The organism is Candidatus Binatia bacterium (genome assembly GCA_029243485.1).
Taxonomy (GTDB): domain Bacteria; phylum Desulfobacterota; class Binatia; order UBA12015; family UBA12015; genus VGTG01.
Genome location: JAQWRY010000020.1, coordinates 17543 through 34606, shown reverse-complemented (window position 1 = coordinate 34606; position 17064 = coordinate 17543). Strand labels below are relative to the sequence as shown.

The window sequence follows — 17064 nt, the reverse complement described above, 5'->3', positions numbered from 1 at the left end:
GGGCCGCTCAGACGCGCAGGGGCAGCTTCGAGAATCCACGCTGGACGTTGCCGCCGTGGATGCGCTCCGCCCGCTCGATCTCGATCTCGTACTCCGGCCACTGGCTGAGTATCGCCTCGAGCGCAACGCGCAGCTCCAAGCGCGCGAGGGACTTGCCGAGACAAAGATGATGTCCCCATCCAAACGAGAGGTGCGTCGACAGATCCCGTCGCACGTCCAACCGATCCGGGTCGTCGAACCGCCTCTCGTCTCGATTCGCCGCTCCCGTGACAAGTAGAACGCGCGAACCTTCGGGAATGCGCACGCCGTGCAGCTCCACGTCTCGCGTCGCGACACGGCCCTGGTACTGCGAGGGCGTGTCGTAGCGAAGCATCTCCTCGATCGCCGGCGCGATCATCGCCGGCTCGTCGGCCAGGATCTGTCGCTGTTCGGGATAGCGCCACAGCCAGTAGAGCGCGGTCGACAGCAGCTTGGCGGTCGTCTCGTTGCCGGCAAAGTTCAGGAGCTGCACGAAGCCGAAGAGTTCCTCCGGAGTCAGGCGGTCCGCCTGACCGTCCTCGCGCTCGACCTCGGCGGCCAAGAGAGCGGAGATCAGGTCGTCTTGCGGCTCGCGTCGCCGCGCCTCGATGAGAGGCGGAATCTCGGCTGCGAACTCCCGACTCGCTTCGCGCGCGGACGTGGGCGGCGTCGGGTTGCCGGGCTCCCGGAACGACATCCGGTTTCCAAGGTCTCGCAGTCGCTCCCGCTGTCCTTCGGGGACGCCCAGCATCGTGCTGATCGCATCCATCGGCAAGCGGTTGGCGATCGCCTCGACGGCGTCGAACTCGGCCGCCTTTCCAACCGCGTCCGCGTACTGATGCATCAGCTCCCGAATCGCGGGCTCCATGTCCGCGATCCGCTTCGGCGTGAAGGCTCGACTCACGAGACCTCGCAGCCGCGCGTGATCGGGCGGGTCCATGAGGATCATCATCGGAATGCGGCTCTTGCCGTGTTCGATGGTGACGCCCTGGGCCGAGCTGAACGTCTCCCAGTCGCGTGTCGCGGTCCAGACGTCGTCCCACCGCGAGAGAGTGAAGAAGCCCAGCTCGGGATTGTGATAGACGGGCGCCTCGTCGCGCAGGCGCCGATACGTCGGGTACGGATCGTCGTGGATGTCGTACGAGAACGGATTGTACTCGAGCACCCTCTCAGCCGATTGGCCCATACTTCTCCTCGTAGGCTGCAGCGTACTCACGACGGGAGCGAGTCCGGAGATCTACATCAGCGCCCGCGGCTCGGAGCGCACCCACCGTTGCAGATTCGCGAGGCAGACGCGCGAACGGATCGAAGCGCAACCACCGGGCCGCGTTCCTGTAGGTGATCTTGTCGATCTCCTCGTCCGAGCACTGGGCATCCTCCAAACACTCCCACAGCTCTTCGGGGGAGCCGGGGAACGTACAGTCCGAATGGGGATAGTCGACCTCGTACGCGATGTTGTCGATCCCGATGCGATCACGCAGCAGCAGCCCCGAAGGGTCGCTGATGAAGCATGAGAGGAAGTTCCGGCGGAAGACCTCGGTCGGAGTGAGCCCCCCGAGGTCGGCACGCGTCCACTTCTGCCTCGCAAAGTGGCGCTCCATTCGGTCGAGAAAACCGGGAATCCAGGACGTACCGCCCTCCGAAAGCGCAATGCGCAGATCCGGGAACTTCTGGAGGGAACGGCACCACAAGAAGTTCGCGAGACACGGCAGCGAGTTCCAGCACGGAAGGGTCACGGTGACGTCGACGGGCGTCGTAGGTCGACCCAGCGGGCCCGTCGCCGACGAGGCGATGTGAATCGCGATCGTCACGCCGTGATCGACACATGCCTCGAAGAAGGGATCCCAGTCTCCAGTGTGAATGCTCGGGAAGCCCATGGCCTCCGGATCCTCGGCGAACGTGATCGCGGTCGCCCCTTTGCGGGCTACGCGCCGGACCTCCTCCGCCGCGAGCATTGGATCCCAAAGGGGCGAGATGGGCAGCGGGATGAATCTTCCCGGCGCAGCTCGACACCATTCGTCGATGTGCCAGTCGTTGTAGGCGCGCAGACAGACCGTGGCGAGCGCCCGGTCTTTCGCCGAAGCGAAGAACCAACCGCCCATGCCGGCGAACGACGGGAAGCACATCGATGCCAAGACGCCGTTCGCGTTCATGTCGCGCACGCGCTCGTGGACGTCCCAGCAGGCGGGGCGCATCTCGGCGAGGGTTCCCGGATCGAACCCCCACTCTTCTTCCGGCAGCGTCACCACGGCGTTGATGAAGGGAGTCTGGGTGCTCCCCTCCTCCCACGTCCAGCGCTGAACCTTGTCTGCGGCGTCGTAGACGAGCTTCGGGGCGCGCGATGCCCACTTCTGAGGCATGTGATTCTGAAAGACCGTGGGGGGTTCGATGATGTGGTCGTCGACGCTGACCAAGACCATGTCTTCGAGATTCATCGCTCCGTCGCTCCCTATCGGCCCAAAACGTCCTACGCCGGGCCAGAACATCCTTCGCGTGGTGTCTTCTACGCCATGCGACTCTCATTAGTCAAGTCACTTGACCGACTCAATCAACCCGCTTGACGATTTTCGTCAATCATCTTGACTTTATTGATCGGAGAGCCCATTCCAGAAGTTCCACCAGACTCGAGGGGGCTCGAATGTTCTTGAAACGAATTGTGATGGCCTTGGCCGTGACCTGCGCAACCGCGGACCTTGCGCCCGGTCAGGACCGCGGCGCCCCAGGGTACCTGGAGACCATCGAAGCCGGTGCCGGAGCAGGCGGGATCGATCAAGAGATCGACGCCACCGAGGCACAGGCCGAAGGGACCTCGCCCTCCGACCTCGACACGCCCCTTTCCGGCCGCGCCAGAAACCGCGTAGAGGAGATCGTGGTCCGCGCAAGAAAGCGCGACGAATTCCTCGAAGACACGCCGATCTCGATCACCGCCGTCAGCGCCGAGACTCTCATCGAGGCACAGATCACGCGCTTCGACGAGATTCAGAACCTGGTCCCCAACCTCCGCATCGATACCTTCCGCGGAGACAACCTCGCCAACATCTCGATCCGCGGCGTCGGAGCGACGGAGGCGGGAAACCCCGGAGTCGGGGTGTACGTCGACGGCGTCTTTCTCCCGCGCGCGCTCGCGTCCGTCCTGAGTGCGGCCGACATCCAGCAGGTCGAGGTGCTCCGAGGGCCGCAAGGAACTCTGTTCGGGAAGAACACGCTCGGCGGCGCCATCAACATCACGACCGTCCGCCCCAAGGACGAGCTCGAAGGTTCGGTGTGGGTTCGCGCGGGAAACTTCTCGACGGTGGAGACGCGGTCGAGTCTCAATCTGCCCATCCGCATCGGCGCGCTGGAAGACCGGGTGTTCACGCGGCTCTCGGTCTCGTCGGCCAACTCCAGCGGCTACGCGACGAACGCCTATACCGGCGAGAACCACAGTGACCGGAACGCCCTCTGGTTCCTCGGCAGCGTCCGGGTGCTCGCAACGGACGACATCGAGATCAACGTCTCGGGTAACTACTTCCAGGATCACAGCAAAGGGAAAGGCCCGAACTGCGTCGTGGTCCCCGAAGCAGGAGCCTCCCTTCAAGGGCTGATCACGGCTGGCTTCCCGACGTTTCTCGATGAGTGTGCCGAATCGAAGCCGCGCGAGTTCCGAAGCAACCTCCACTCGATCTTCGACTCAAAGGACTACGGGGTCTGGGGCAACGCCGCCTGGACCCCGGAGCAGACGGGCTTCCTCGACGACCTTACGCTGAAACTCCTCGGCTCTTGGCGACAGCAGAAGGTCCGCAACCGGGAGGACATCGATGGCACGATCACGCCGCTCACGACCGTGACGAACATCGAGTACGACGGCATCGAGGGAGAGCCTAACGAAGGTGAACAGTACCTGGTCGAGGGCCAGGCCGCCGGGGCCGCCTTGGACGGCGATCTGAACTTCGTTGCCGGCGTCTTCGCCGAGTGGGAAACCCGTGACGAAGCCCTCTTGGTGCGCTCTATCCCCGGCGTCATCGATACGGCCGGCGGCACGACCGTTGGTCCCGTCAGCCAGGACGACTGGGACTGGGCCCTCTTCGGGCAAGCGAGCTACGACGTCGCCCGGTGGCTCAACCTGACGGCGGGTCTTCGCTACACGACCGAAAAGCGCGGGGTTTCGCGCGACACGATCTTCCCCTTGGGCGATGGCACAACGACCGACCCGGTCCTCACCGCCTCGGAGGCCGACAGCAAGGTCTTCACCTCCTGGACCCCGATGGGCAGCGTGGCTCTCATCGCGCCCGAAGGGCTCATCGAGGACACTCCGGTGGACCACGCGATGGGCTACTTCACCTACTCCCGCGGTTTCTCGAGTGGTGGCTTCAACGCCGTCGTCGGCACCGGGACCGCCGGCGGCCTGGTCGCGTTCGACCCCGCAACGGTCGACAACTTCGAGATCGGTTTCAAGACGATCGGCTTCGACCAGCGCCTGACCTTCAACCTCGCCCTCTTCCATATGGACTACGACGGCCGACAGGTGACCCAGAGCGTAACCATCGAAGTACCCGGGCAGGAACTGCCCGAGACAGCGCGGCTGATCGTGAATGCCGATTCCGCCACACTGGAAGGGCTCGAGGCCGAGATCGTGACGCGGCCGATCGACGGCCTGATGCTCATGGCGAACTTCGGCGTCCTAGACTCGGAGAACGGGAATTTCCCCGACGTCAGCGCCCTCGACTCGATGACACCCATCAACCGTCAGGGCGAGACCTTCATCGATACGCCGAAGTTCACGAGCTACATCGCGCTGCAGTATTCGTTCAGCGTGGCCGCTCTCGGGCCGGACTGGCTCGATGGATGGCTGACGCCGCGTCTCGATTGGTACTACCAGAGTGCGATTCACACGACGCAGCCCGAGGACCCTTCGGGACAGCTCTCCGGCTACAACCTGCTGAACGCGCGACTGTCGTACGACTTCCTCGACGACCGGGCGCAGGTCGCGCTCTGGGGCCGCAACATCACCGACACGGACTATTTCGGTGGCCTGGGCGGAACGACAGGATTCTTCGGCTACTCGACCCGCTACTACGCACCCGGAGCGACGTGGGGCGGCGAGCTCAGCTACCGATTCAACTGAGGGGGTCGACCGAGACGACACCGGTCGACAAGTCCTGATCCCTGCTGCTCGTGCCGATATGGAGGTCATAGGGCACGGCTTCGAGCCTCCACGCGCCGTCGGCTTCATCGTACCAACGCATCGTGTTTCGATCGACGCTCAACTCGACGCGAATCGACTCCCCAGGCTGCAGCGAAACTCGCTCGAAGTCGCGCAGCACTTTCTTGGGGCGATCAACGCTAGACTGACTGCAACCTACGTAGAGCTGAACGACTTCATCGCCGGCACACTCACCTGAATTCCGCACGGTGACGCCTGCGCGGAACTGATCGCCGTCGGCAGAGAACGCCGGGGCGGAGAGCTCGAATCGAGTATACGAGCCACCCCACCCGAACGCATAGGCCGGTTCGACCGCCTCGCGATCGAGCAGCGTGTACCCATGATAGTAGCCGTACTCGATCGATTCGGCTTCCTTGTCGAAGAACGGCAGGTGCGCCGAGTCCGTTGGAATCGTGAATGGCAGCTTGCCGCCGGGATTCACGTCCCCGAAGAGCGTGGCCGCCAACGCGTTTCCGCCCTCCATCCCGGGATAGTACGCGAACAAGATCGCGGCCACGTCCTGCTCCCACTCCGAGGTCGTGATCGCGCTGCCCCCGATCAACACCACGACCGTGTTGGGGTTTCCGCGAGCGGCTGCCTTGATCTGCTCGACGTCGCTCTCTCGCAACGACAGCTCGTCGCGATCGCCGCCGGGCGACCGCTTCGAGTTCATGATGTACTCGCCTTCGTCGCTGTGGCGGTTCCCCACGACGAGAACGACCGCGTCGGCCGACTGGCTGGCCGCGGTGACAGCGGCGAGATCCGTGCCCGGGCAATAGTCGATCTCGACATCGCTCCCGAGATGAGTCCGGAGTCCATCGAGCGGCGTAATTGCGTAGGGCGGAACGACTTTGCTGGAGCCGTGATCCCCAACATTGGCCGTGTCCGCCAGCTCGCCGATGACCGCGACTCGCTTCAGGTCACGGCGCCGTAGCGGCAGCACGCCGTTGTCGTTCTTGAGCAACGTCATCGACTTCTCGGCGACCGTCCGAGCGAGCTGCCGGTGCTCCTCGCACGCGACGACGGACGGATCGACGGCGTTCTCTTGCAAGACCTCGTCGAAGCGCAGGATCGTGCTCACGATTCGCAACGCGGCCTCATCCACATGCTTCTCAGCGACCCGACCCGATTTCACCGCCTTCAGGAGCTTGCGGCCAAAATGGGTCGGCCAGGGCATCTCGACATCCATGCCATTCTGAGCCCCCTGGGCCGTATCGTGGATTCCCCAAACGAAATCACTAATGACGAACCCTTCGAATCCCCACTCCCCTTTCAAGACGCCCCGGATCAGCATTTCGTTCTGACCACAGTACTCGCCGTGCACCTTGTTGTACGCCGTCATCACACTGGCGGCCCCCGCATCCACACATTCCTTGAAGTGCGGCAGGTAGACCTCCCGCAGTGTTCGCTCCGAGCAGGTGACATCCACCTTGAATCGGGCGTTCTCCATGCTGTTCAGGGCAAAGTGTTTCACGCAGGCCATGACGCCCAGTGACTGTACGCCCTCCGTGACCGCGACACCCATGCGTCCAAGAAGGTGAGGATCCTCACCGTAGGTTTCCTGGGCTCGTCCCCATGCCGGATGACGAAGCAGGTTGATGCAGACGCCGCCGAAGAAGTTCCCGCCAGCGGCAATGATCTCCTTCGCGATTGCCTTGCCGACCCGTTCCTCCAGCGCCGTATCGAACGTTGCGCCCCGTGCCATCGCGACGGGAAAGCAAGTCGAGTTCTGACTGACGACACCGCGCGGCCCATCGCAGAATCGCATCGACGGCACGTCGAGCCGCTTGACGGAGGAGTTGTGGTACGGGCTGCGGTTGTACTGCTTCATCACGCCATGGTGGAACGGCAAGAGAAGCATGTTGAAGAGCCGCCCGGACATGAGTCCGACCTTCTCCTTGAGGGTCATGGCCGCGACCTTCTCGAAGGCCTGCTCCCGATCCGGATCGTCGTTCGCTTCTTCAGCCGACATCACGCACGTCATACCGGCGAGGTCAGTACCTCGGGTTCGAAGCCGAAGAGTCGCGCCGTCGTTGCGTGGCCAATGTCGGCCGCCTGTTCTGGAGTAAGACCTCCGAAGAGATCGGCCACAGTCTTGCGCGAGTTCGGGTAGGTTCCCTCCATGTGGGGATAGTCCGAGCCCCACAAGAGCGGCTCGACGCCCGTACGCGGGACGTTCGCGATCGCGACGCTGTCGACTTGGAACGTGCCGTGGATCTGGCGGCGCAAATAGGCGCTCGGGGGCTCTGGGAGAACCGGCTTCACCCAGCCTTCGTATCCCTGGAAGGCGACAGAGTAGTGATCGAGCGTTTCCATCGCCCAGGACAGCCAGCTCGCATTGCACTCGACGAACACGAAGTGCAGACCCGGATGGTCCTGGAGCACACCCGAGGTGGCGAGGAGCCCCGCCGTGCGCGGCGCCATGGACTGCGTCGCCAACAAGTTCGCCACGCTCGCACCGCGCCCACGGTAGAACAACATATCGTGACCGGTCCCCTGGTGCATGACGATGGGAAACCCGATCTCCTCGATCGTCGAGAGAAGCGGCTCCCATTGCCGGTGATTCCAATCCGGCGTACCGACGAGCGGCAACAGCGCTGCGCCGAGGCCGAGATCCGCGATACGTTTCACCTCGGAAACGGCGTCCTCGACATTCCAGGTGGGGATGAGCCCCGCGCAACGAAAACGTGGCGATTTCGACTCCAGGCGGTCATGAATCCAGTCGTTGTAAATTCGGCAGCAGGCCGCACCCACCTCCGCATCCTCGGCGGCCCAGACCTGGAGGCCGGAGGTCGGGTAGATCACCTCACCGGCAACTCCGTCTTCCCGCAGGATCTTGAACCGCCACTCTGGATCGGACGTTCGCAGGCGGACCTCCGCGTCGTCGAGCCCCCCGGTCTTGTCCACGTTCATGCTTCGGGCCTCGTGCTTGAACGACACACCTGCCCCAATGCGACGACCAAAATCCTCGGCGGAGCTCTCCTCGGGAACGAGAACGCGCGGCGCGCGCGCGCGCATCGCCGCGGGGAGCCCGTCGTGCCAGAGAAGATGCGGTTCTTCGACATGACTGTCGGCCGACAACAGCGGAAGCTCGTCCACGTTCATCTTCGTTTCCTCTTGCGCCCGCCCCAAGCCCACAGCCGGAAACGGCGCTCCTTCTCCATCTTGCGAGAGCCGGGATCTACGCCGAATCCGCATATAAGTCAAGTTCGTTGACTAATTAGTCTACTTACTTGACTTTCAGTCCCTCCACTCGATAGGAATCGCTGAAATGTCCAATCTCGAGAAGCTCTTCTCCATCCGCGGCCGCACGGCCCTCGTCACGGGCGGCACCGCCGGGATCGGCGAGATGATTGCCCGGGCCTATGTCGAAGCGGGAGCCCGAGTTCTCATCGCGTCGCGAAAAGCGGACCAATGCGAAGCCGTAGCTGCGGAACTGTCGAAGATCGGCAGCTGCACCGGACTCCCAGCCGATCTCGCCACCGAGGAAGGGTGCCGCGATCTCGCCGCGCGCGTCACGGAGCTTGCTCCGAAGCTCGACATCCTGGTGAACAACGCGGGCGCGACATGGGGCGCACCGATCGAGGAGTTCCCGGCAAAGGGATGGGACCGGGCGCTCGACCTGAACCTGAAAGCCCCATTCTATCTCGTGCAGTCGCTCCTACCAGCGCTTTCCGCAGCAGGGAGCAAGGACGCGCCTGCTCGGGTGATCAACGTAGGCTCGGGGGACGGCCTCGTCGTTCCCGTCACCGAGACCTACAGTTACGCGGCGAGCAAGGCCGGACTACACCACCTGACGCGCGTGCTCGCAAAGAACCTGGCCGCTCGTCACATCACGGTGAACGCCCTCGTCCCCGGGCCGTTCCCGAGCCGCATGATGAAACAGATGCTGGAGACGCGCGGCGACGAGATCGCGGCGATGTCACCGCTCGGCCGCGTCGGGCGACCGGACGACATGGCCGCCGCTGCGATCTACCTGGCCTCTCCCGGTGCCGCATGGACGACGGGTGTGCTGCTCCCCGTCGACGGCGGCATCAACGGAGCCCTCTCGCCCTCCTGAGCCGAACGACGGGTCTCCCGGCCCGCGAACCACCCGCCGACGATGCTGATTCTACGGCGTCTTCGCTTTGAAGATCTCTTCGGAGTTCTTCTTCACCGACTCGGGTGGGAAATCCGCGCCCCAGCAATTGCTGGTCGTGCTGTTGCTGAGGCGCACGGCGATCGGCCCTCCGGCACCGAGCAGTGGATTGCCCGCCACGAAGGGAAGCCCGGCGTCTTTTCCCGTCACCAAGATCTTGGTCTTGGGATTCGCGGGATCGCCCTTCATGAGGATGCTGAAGATGCCGTCCTGACCGGTGGCCTTGTCCTTGAACTTGTAGCCCTTGGTGCCGATCGCCTTCCAGCACGGCTTGCCGTTGCAGCTACCAGCCCCCGCGACTTCGGCTTCGATTGCCAGCCCGAAGTCGTCGTACACGCAGAGGGTGTAGTCGGTATCGAAGTCCGGTTCGCCAAAGGCCGCCTGCGTCTCGGCGGGGCCCTTCAAGTACTTCCAGAGGAGCTTGTCCTTGGGGCCGGGGCCATCGGCCTCTTTGTCTGCGAGCATCAGGAACGACTTGCTGGGCATCCTGCAGCCGGCCAGCGGGACAGCCGGGCACGCCGCGGAACCCGGGCTCGGACTTGGCGACGGCGTGGGCACTGGAGTCGGGGTCGGCGTTGTCGTCGCCGTCGTCAGGTCGAGCGCCGGTTCGGCGAGCGACGGGTGCTCCTTCGTGGCAAACCCGGCCGGCGCGAACGACCGATCGATCCGCACGAAGATCAGCGTAACGAGATCGTTCGTGTCGGCTTGCAGAAAGCCCGCGAGCGCAGCCGTGCTGAACGTGAAGGTGTCTCCGATCGCATGCACACCTGACGTGAGGTCGAACGTCCCGAGAAACGTCGCCTCACCCGGGAGCAGTCCGTTCGGGCTCGCCTGGTCGTTGGCCGGAGCATCGGCCCACAGCACGCCATACTGGGTCTCTACCCAGGCCTCGTCGGCGTGGCCGTCGTTCAACCCGTAGACCTCTAGCGTATCCACGCCGACGGTCTCGCCAGGCGCGGCATCGACCTCCGGGGCTATGTCTAACGTCAGGTTCAGACTCGCGGCCGAGATCGGCCCGGAGACAGAGGACAGGTCGAATCGGGCGTAGCCCTTGTTGTGAAGGCCGCCGGAGCCTCGGTCGGACTTGACCTTGATGTGTTCGTCGTTTTCGAACGGTGTTGGGAAGAGGCTACCCGCGTAGCCGTCGGCACCGTTTCCATCGGCAGTCGTGATGACGATCGCGCCCGCAACCAGCGGGAAGCAAAGGCCCAGTGCGACAGCGGCCATCGTTGCCGTGCCTCCGAAACGCCCGAATGAACAGTTCCGCCTCATCGCTCCCATGGATTGCCTCCCTTGGCTCCAACACAGATCGTCAAGGGCCCTTACGACTAATTGGAATAGGAAGTCAAGACAATTGACTACTGGCAACGTTGGTAGACTGCTTGGCTAGGCCCCGCGGGTGCTCAATCGTAAATTCACTTGACGAAATCTCTGAATGGTCTATGGACAGCTATCTTGACTACCTGCCAGCAAGATTCCGAAACAGAGGAGCCATGACGATGAACATCCCCTACGTGCTTCCCCGGCCGCTCCTGTGCGTCGGCATGGCGCTGTCCTTGAGTCTTGCTGGTCTCGCGCCAGCCGCGGCAATCGTCATCACGACCTCCGACGGAAATGGCGCCGACGGCTACGCAAGCAGCCTCTTCCCAACACCGTTCGAAAACGAGTTCCACATCAAGGTGAAGTCCGATCGGGGCAGCGGCGGCCTGCACAGCAAGGGATACATCCGGTTCGACCTGTCCTCGGTGTCCGGGCCGGTCTCGGCCGCGAGCCTCAACCTGACGGTGGACGTGGCCCCTGAGGCCGACGCCGCTCCTGGCGAGACAGTCGGCGTAGATACGTTCCAGGTCTACGGGTTGAACGACGGTCACGCCGGCGAGAACTGGGTGGAGACCCAGTACGGTGTGCTCTGGGCCGATGCTCCGGCGAACGACCAGTCGAGCGCGAACGGACTGCTAGCCGGCCAGGCAACGTTTCTCGGAACGTTCAGCCTTACGTCAGGCGTGCATGCGATCGGCGACACCTTCACGTTCAGCACGGCCGCGCTCGTGAGCTTTCTGCAAGCCGACACGAACGATCTCGTTACGCTGATCTTCGTGCGCATCGATCGGTCGTTCGCGCCGGGGGCGTTTGCCACGAAGGAGAACCCGTCGCTTGCCGCGCCGGCTCTCGACGTGACGACGGCCGTGGCAACGCCGACGCCCGGCCCGTCGGCCACGGCGTCGCCCGCGCCGACTCCGGATCCCACAGCCACCCCCGATCCTGGCAGCAGCCCCGGTCCCGATCCCACACAGACGCCAGACGGCGGCCCGGGACCGGCGCCAACAGAGACCCCGGTTGGGGGACCTGGGCCCGCGCCAACAGAGACTCCAGATGGCGGCCCCAACCCGACCGCCACGCCCGATCCGTCCGCGACGGCCACCCCGGCGCCAGGCGGTAGTGCGACACCGGGGCCCACCATGCCCCCACAGCCAACGAACGGGCCGGGCCCGATGCCGACCTCTGGCGTACGCGCCGCGTGCGGCGACGAGGGGTCCTACACCCAGCCGGCTGCCGAGCTCCTCATGCCGTTCGACGTGAGCGAGGGCCGCGTGAGCTTCCTGCAGGCGTCGAACATCGGGGACGTGGACGTCTCGACGCACTGGATCTTCTGGAGCGAAGACTGCAATGAGCTCGTCGACTTCAGCATCTGCCTGACGCAGAACGACACCGTGGTCGTCGATCCTCAGAACATGGGCGCACTCGACGCCGCCAACGTGCAGATTGGGCCGCGCATCGACCTCTCCGGCTCTACGGGCATCGTCACGGTGACCGCATACGAAACCGACGGAGAGTGCCGGGGCTTCCGCAGCACCGGCGCGACACTACGCGACGGGGCGATCGTCGGGTCGTTCACTGTCGCCGACACGGAGGCTCAGTATGCCTTCGGCAACGATGCGCTGGGCCTCGGTACGGATCAGCCTGCGAACCCCACGCGCGTCGTACTGCCGGCCGCGACAGATCGATACGATCTCCAGATCCTCAACCCGGCCTCCCTCGACGTCAGCCTCGTGTTCCTCGCAACGCTCGAGAGAACGGCGATCGGCGCGGTTCGACCCGCGCGAACCGACCGCCGATTCTCGACCACGTTCTACGACAACATGGAGGTGCCGACGTCTCTACCCGACACGACGATCGGATGTGTTCTGACATCCAGCATCCGACCGGGCCTGATTCCCGATCGGGTGGAACTGAACAGCTCTGGCCTTCTGCGTCTGTCGCCGGTGGGAGGAGTCGAGCCCGACCGTTATGTCTGGGGCATAAAGGGTGAGGCGATTGGGGAGTTCGGCGTGAGCTCGAGCCTCCGAAGCCACTGCCAACCCGCGGGAGGATGAGTCATGAGTGAATCCGGCGTTCTCGATGTCCGAAAGGACGGCAAAATTGCGCACGTCCGGCTGAACCGTCCGGAGGCGCTGAACGCAGCGAATCCCGAGCTGCACCATCGCCTGGCGGAGGTTTGGACCGAGCTTGCGGTCGACGCCTCGCTCCACGCGGTGGTCCTCTCGGGCGCGGGCAAGTCGTTCTGCGCGGGGGGCGACCTCGGGTTGATCGAGAGCATGGCCAACGATCCGGCGATACGAGCCTCGACCCTGCAAGAAGCGGAGCGGTTGGTGAAAGAACTCATGGGGTTCCCGCTCCCGATCATTGCGTCGATCCACGGCGCCGCGGTGGGCTTGGGCTGCAGTCTCGCGTCTCTTTCGGACGTCGTGGTGATGGAGGAGAGCTCGTTCCTCGCGGATCCGCACGTCTCGGTTGGGCTCGTGGCGGGCGACGGAGGCGCGGTCGTATGGCCGCTCCTCATGAGCCTCCAGCGGGCGAAGTACTACTTGTTCTCCGGCGAGAGGATTCCTGCGTCGACGGCGAAGGAGATCGGGTTGGCGAACGAGGTCGTGCCGGATGGCACGGCTGGGACCCGCGCGATCGAGATCGCAACGGCGTTCGCACGCCAGCCGCGCCAGGCGCTCATGGACACGAAGCGAGCGGTGAATCTGCACCTGCAGCGTGCCGCCCAGGGGGTGCTCGAATTCTCCTTGGCGGCGGAGGCCGTCTCGAGCGGCTCAGAGGAGCACCGCAAGATCGTCCAAAAGATGCGCGAGAAGGCGAACCGAAAGAGCTGAGCCCGCCGGGTTTCAGACTTCGCGAAACCCTTCAGTCGTCGCGTGCTTGGTCGAGACGGGCGAGGATCTCGTCCAATCCCTCGCGAACCGCCTCGAGTCGTTCCTCGCCGAGGATCTCCGCGTACTGCGACCACGTCTCGGCCACGACCTCGCGGGCATCTTGGACGAGGCCCAGACCCTTCTCCGTGAACCGCACGATCTTGGCGCGCGCGTCACTGGGGTCGCGAAGCCGCTCGACGTAGCCGAGCCGCTCCATGTCCGTGACCAGGGGGCCGATCGCCTGCTTCGTCACTCGCGCGGTGCGGGCGAGGTCAGTCACGCGGGCCCCTCCTAACGGAAGGTGCGTCAGGACGACCGAATGGGCCTTGGTGAGCCCCGTGTATCCGCGCCGGTAGAACTCGGGCCCACTCCGGCGGAAGAAATCGTTCCCAAGACACATCAGGAGCCAACCCAGATTGTGCCTTCGGAAATCGTCTGAATCATCGACGACGGAGCCGCTCATAGCTCTCGCCAGAGTAGCCGCCGGCACCTCAAACTCAACCCGTTCAGCCAATGCCGCCGCGCTCCTTCCCCGTCGCCCTGCGCGCCACGACTACACAGCCGGGCGCAGTCGTCGGCAGGCGCCGGCGACCCCCCGGACACCCAAGGCGTCCGGGGGTTCTGCAAGCAGTTCGCCTCTTCAGGGTGCCGGAATCTCCAGGCCCATCACCGCGAGAGCCGGGTTCGCGCCGTGGCACGGATTGGCTCCGGGAAGGGCGAAGCCTATGGCCAACGAAGCTTCACAGCCGGGGATGTCGCCCGCGTCGATCTCGTAGACCGCGGCACCCCGGATCTGGATGCTCGCCGGCAAAGAAGGAATCAGACCGAACGTGCCGGAGATGTCCTCCTTCACCTTGGCGGTACCGTTCTTGACTTCCGCCGGGAACGCCGTCTCCACGAGGATCGCGCCGCCGCCCGGATCGAAGGTTATGCTGACGACCATGATCAGCTCGTCGCCGCTCAGCGTCGGAGCGATCTTATCCGCGAACGACCCGTCACCGTTGATCTTGGTGTCGAGCTTGATCGTCGCCTTGATCTTGCCCTTGTCGTCCATCTGCACCTTGCTCTTCGAGACGACGGCCGCGCCAGCTGGCAAGTTGATGCCGGTGACCTCGGGCGTGGGAGCAAGGTTTCCTTGTACCTTGGTGCCAGCCGCGGCAACGTCGGCAACCACGAGCAGCGCGGCACCGGCAACGAGAAATCGAGTGGTGGTCGAGTTCATGAGTCCCTCCAGAATGGTTTCCGCCGGAATTGGCGAACACGGGGAGGCTGGACGGTCCCAGAATTAAAGTCAACCTTCTTTTCTATTTATGTGCATTTCCTCCTTCATCATGAGAGTATTCCTCGAGGCTGACCCATATTCGTCAAGGAGACTGATCAGTGAGCCATCACCCATCGCGCGATTCCTCGTTCGACTCGCACCGTTCTGACGCGTCGCGGCACTGCAGTTGCTCACGTCCGGCCCAAGGCTCGACCGAGCGGGGCACACCGTGAGCACGACAGGTTCCAGCGGAGGGGACTTCGCGTTCGTCGTTCGCATCAGCATCGTCGCCACGATCGGCGGCTTCCTCTTTGGATTCGACAGTGGCGTGATCAACGGGACGGTCGACGGTCTGAAGACCGCCTTCGCGTCCGATAGCGTCGGCACCGGGTTCAACGTCGCGTCCATGCTGCTCGGGTGCGCGGTCGGAGCGTTCTTCGCCGGACGACTCGCCGACGGCTTGGGCCGGCGGGCCCTGCTGCTCCTATCCGCTGCGTTCTTCACGGTGAGCGCCCTCGGCTCGGGGATCGCCACGACGTCGTCGGAGTTCGTCCTCTACCGGATCCTCGGCGGGCTCGCGGTCGGCGCGGCGAGCGTCATGGCACCCGCATACATCAGCGAGGTTGCGCCGGCCGAGGTGCGCGGACGCCTGGCCACGATCCAGCAGATCGCGATCATCACCGGCCTCTTCCTCGCCTTCGTGAGCAACTACCTGCTGGCGGGCTTTGCGGGATCGGCGATCGGTCCGCTGTGGCTCGGCTACGAAGCGTGGCGATGGATGTTCTGGATCGAAGCGGCTCCAGCCGTCGTATTCCTGATCGCCCTGCTCACGATCCCAGAGAGCCCCCGCTTTCTCGTGATGAAAGGGCGCCTGGAAGACGCGCGCGCCGTGCTCGCGCGACTGTACGGCGAGTCGGCCGGGTCCGCGAAGGTGGCCGAGATCGATGCGTCCCTCGCCAGCGACCATCACCGGCCGTCGCTTTCCGACCTCTTCGATCGAGAGAGCGGACGGGTCCGTCGAATCGTTTGGCTCGGGGTCGGCCTGGCCTCACTCCAGCAACTCGTGGGCATCAACGTCGTGTTCTACTACGGCGCGGTTCTCTGGCAGTCCGTCGGCTTCTCCGAAGCCAATGCGCTCTTGATCAATGTGATCACCGGCGCGGTGAGCATCGCCGCGTGCGTCATCACGATGGCCCTCATCGATCGGATCGGCCGAAAGCCCTTCTTGTGGCTCGGGTCGATCGGGATGAGCGCGACTCTCGGAACCATGACACTCGCCTTCGCGGGCGCTGATGTAGACGCGTCAGGCGGGCTGCTCTTGAGCGATGCTGCGGGTACGACCGCCCTGGTGGCGGCCAACGCCTACGTCTTCTTTTTCAACATGTCCTGGGGGCCCGTCATGTGGGTGATGCTCGGCGAGATGTTCCCAAACCAGATCCGCGGGTCAGGCCTCGCGGTTGCGGGGTTGGTTCAGTGGACCTCGAACTTCGCCATCACCATGACCTTCCCGATCATGCTCACGTCGATCGGGCTGGCCGGCGCCTATGGCTTCTACACGGTGTGCGCCGTCGTGTCCGTGTTCTTCGTCATCGCGATGGTACACGAAACGAAAGGACAGGAACTGGAGAGCATGCAGGGCTGACCGCCTACGGGCGGGCTCGCGTAGCGTGGGATCGACGGTCAGGCGCCTCGGCGCTCGCGCGCGGGCCGGCTCGGGGTGCCGCTCGACTCTTGACCGCTTTTCATCGCGCGGGCGGTATCGATCTGCTCGAGCAACTCATCCAGACCTTTGCGGATGGACCGAAGTTGGCGCTCGCCCACCATGCCGGCGTAGCGTTTCCAAGCTCCCTCAACGGCCTCCTGCGCGTCGCGCAACATACCGAGGCCGGCCTCGCTCAACCGAACGATCTTCGCACGTCCGTCGGAAGGATCCGGTGCCCGTTCCAGGTACCCGAACTTCTCGAGATCTCCCACGGTCAGGGCCATTGCCTGTTTTGTGATTCCCGCCGCACGGGCAAGGTCTGTGATTCGAGCCCCTTCTAGCGGAAGTAGAGTCAGCACAGTCGCGTGCTGCGTCCGCATGAGGGTGTGGCCCCGGGCTGCCAACTGCGGGCCGACGAAACGAAAGAAATCGTCGCTGATCTGAAGCAGGAGCCAGCCCAGGTTGTGCTTCCTGAACTGATCCAGGTCGGGCGCTCCATTCCGGGACCTCTTGGTGGCCACACGGTCTTTGTAACATCTCGGGGGAGTTAGGCAATCAAACTGACGA

General features: G+C 64.1%; 13 protein-coding genes. 5 read left to right on the top strand and 8 right to left on the bottom strand.

Translation table 11 applies throughout. The annotated features are described in order from the left end of the window. Positions 1-7: 7 nt before the first annotated feature. Positions 8-1204, bottom strand: a complete 1197-nt coding sequence (locus P8R42_07160; GenBank protein ID MDG2304423.1) for a cytochrome P450 — start codon at positions 1202-1204, stop codon at positions 8-10. Next, positions 1188-2453 carry an amidohydrolase family protein gene (locus P8R42_07155; GenBank protein ID MDG2304422.1) on the bottom strand — a complete coding sequence of 422 codons (1266 nt, stop codon included), beginning with the start codon at positions 2451-2453 and terminating at the stop codon, positions 1188-1190. Before P8R42_07155 ends, P8R42_07160 begins: the two co-directional genes overlap by 17 nt. Before the next feature lie 203 nt (positions 2454-2656). Between P8R42_07155 and P8R42_07150 the strand changes: the two genes are divergently transcribed. After that, positions 2657-5122, top strand: a complete 2466-nt coding sequence (locus tag P8R42_07150) for a TonB-dependent receptor (protein MDG2304421.1) — start codon at positions 2657-2659, stop codon at positions 5120-5122. Here P8R42_07150 and P8R42_07145 read toward each other — a convergent pair. Together P8R42_07145 and P8R42_07140 are read right to left on the bottom strand one after the other, a co-directional pair. After that, entirely contained in the window at positions 5115-7172 is a 2058-nt protein-coding gene (locus P8R42_07145; protein ID MDG2304420.1) for a glycoside hydrolase family 3 C-terminal domain-containing protein, read from the bottom strand. The two genes, P8R42_07150 and P8R42_07145, sit on opposite strands and share 8 nt — an antisense overlap. A gap of 8 nt (positions 7173-7180) precedes the next feature. After that, positions 7181-8305: an amidohydrolase family protein gene (locus P8R42_07140; GenBank protein MDG2304419.1), complete on the bottom strand. Its 1125-nt coding sequence runs from the start codon at positions 8303-8305 to the stop codon at positions 7181-7183. Positions 8306-8471: 166 nt separating this feature from the next. Between P8R42_07140 and P8R42_07135 the strand changes: the two genes are divergently transcribed. After that, positions 8472-9260 carry an SDR family oxidoreductase gene (locus P8R42_07135; protein ID MDG2304418.1) on the top strand — a complete coding sequence of 263 codons (789 nt, stop codon included), beginning with the start codon at positions 8472-8474 and terminating at the stop codon, positions 9258-9260. A 51-nt stretch (positions 9261-9311) separates the two neighbouring features. Here P8R42_07135 and P8R42_07130 read toward each other — a convergent pair whose 3' ends face one another. After that, a complete protein-coding gene (locus tag P8R42_07130) occupies positions 9312-10565 on the bottom strand; it encodes a hypothetical protein (GenBank protein ID MDG2304417.1) in 1254 nt (417 codons plus the stop codon). A 272-nt stretch (positions 10566-10837) separates the two neighbouring features. On the opposite strand from P8R42_07130, the gene P8R42_07125 reads away from it, so the two are divergent. Both P8R42_07125 and P8R42_07120 read left to right on the top strand, forming a co-directional pair. Continuing rightward, positions 10838-12712, top strand: a complete 1875-nt coding sequence (locus P8R42_07125) for a hypothetical protein (protein ID MDG2304416.1) — start codon at positions 10838-10840, stop codon at positions 12710-12712. A gap of 3 nt (positions 12713-12715) precedes the next feature. Further along, entirely contained in the window at positions 12716-13495 is a 780-nt protein-coding gene (locus tag P8R42_07120) for an enoyl-CoA hydratase/isomerase family protein (GenBank protein MDG2304415.1), read from the top strand. A gap of 31 nt (positions 13496-13526) precedes the next feature. On the opposite strand, the gene P8R42_07115 is transcribed toward P8R42_07120, so the two are convergent. Both P8R42_07115 and P8R42_07110 read right to left on the bottom strand, forming a co-directional pair. Beyond that, positions 13527-13934 (bottom strand): MarR family winged helix-turn-helix transcriptional regulator, encoded by a 408-nt coding sequence (locus tag P8R42_07115; protein ID MDG2304414.1) that lies wholly within the window; start codon positions 13932-13934, stop codon positions 13527-13529. Positions 13935-14174: 240 nt separating this feature from the next. Further along, on the bottom strand, positions 14175-14756 hold the full coding sequence (locus P8R42_07110; protein ID MDG2304413.1) for a hypothetical protein: 582 nt from the start codon (positions 14754-14756) through the stop codon (positions 14175-14177). A gap of 268 nt (positions 14757-15024) precedes the next feature. Between P8R42_07110 and P8R42_07105 the strand changes: the two genes are divergently transcribed. After that, positions 15025-16437, top strand: a complete 1413-nt coding sequence (locus tag P8R42_07105; GenBank protein ID MDG2304412.1) for a sugar porter family MFS transporter — start codon at positions 15025-15027, stop codon at positions 16435-16437. Positions 16438-16475: 38 nt separating this feature from the next. Here P8R42_07105 and P8R42_07100 read toward each other — a convergent pair whose 3' ends face one another. Then, on the bottom strand, positions 16476-17018 hold the full coding sequence (locus P8R42_07100) for a winged helix DNA-binding protein (GenBank protein ID MDG2304411.1): 543 nt from the start codon (positions 17016-17018) through the stop codon (positions 16476-16478). Between the last annotated feature and the right edge of the window lie 46 nt (positions 17019-17064).

What these genes read in the sequence shown, in the direction of transcription:
- P8R42_07115 (MDG2304414.1), bottom strand. Translation starts at nt 13,934, where the DNA reads ATGTGTCTTGGGAACGATTTCTTCCGCCGGAGTGGGCCCGAGTTCTAC.
- P8R42_07140 (MDG2304419.1), bottom strand. Translation starts at nt 8,305, where the DNA reads ATGAACGTGGACGAGCTTCCGCTGTTGTCGGCCGACAGTCATGTCGAA.
- P8R42_07130 (MDG2304417.1), bottom strand. Translation starts at nt 10,565, where the DNA reads ATGGCCGCTGTCGCACTGGGCCTTTGCTTCCCGCTGGTTGCGGGCGCG.
- P8R42_07125 (MDG2304416.1), top strand. Translation starts at nt 10,838, where the DNA reads ATGAACATCCCCTACGTGCTTCCCCGGCCGCTCCTGTGCGTCGGCATG.
- P8R42_07145 (MDG2304420.1), bottom strand. Translation starts at nt 7,172, where the DNA reads ATGTCGGCTGAAGAAGCGAACGACGATCCGGATCGGGAGCAGGCCTTC.
- P8R42_07155 (MDG2304422.1), bottom strand. Translation starts at nt 2,453, where the DNA reads ATGAATCTCGAAGACATGGTCTTGGTCAGCGTCGACGACCACATCATC.
- P8R42_07135 (MDG2304418.1), top strand. Translation starts at nt 8,472, where the DNA reads ATGTCCAATCTCGAGAAGCTCTTCTCCATCCGCGGCCGCACGGCCCTC.
- P8R42_07120 (MDG2304415.1), top strand. Translation starts at nt 12,716, where the DNA reads ATGAGTGAATCCGGCGTTCTCGATGTCCGAAAGGACGGCAAAATTGCG.
- P8R42_07160 (MDG2304423.1), bottom strand. Translation starts at nt 1,204, where the DNA reads ATGGGCCAATCGGCTGAGAGGGTGCTCGAGTACAATCCGTTCTCGTAC.
- P8R42_07110 (MDG2304413.1), bottom strand. Translation starts at nt 14,756, where the DNA reads ATGAACTCGACCACCACTCGATTTCTCGTTGCCGGTGCCGCGCTGCTC.
- P8R42_07150 (MDG2304421.1), top strand. Translation starts at nt 2,657, where the DNA reads ATGTTCTTGAAACGAATTGTGATGGCCTTGGCCGTGACCTGCGCAACC.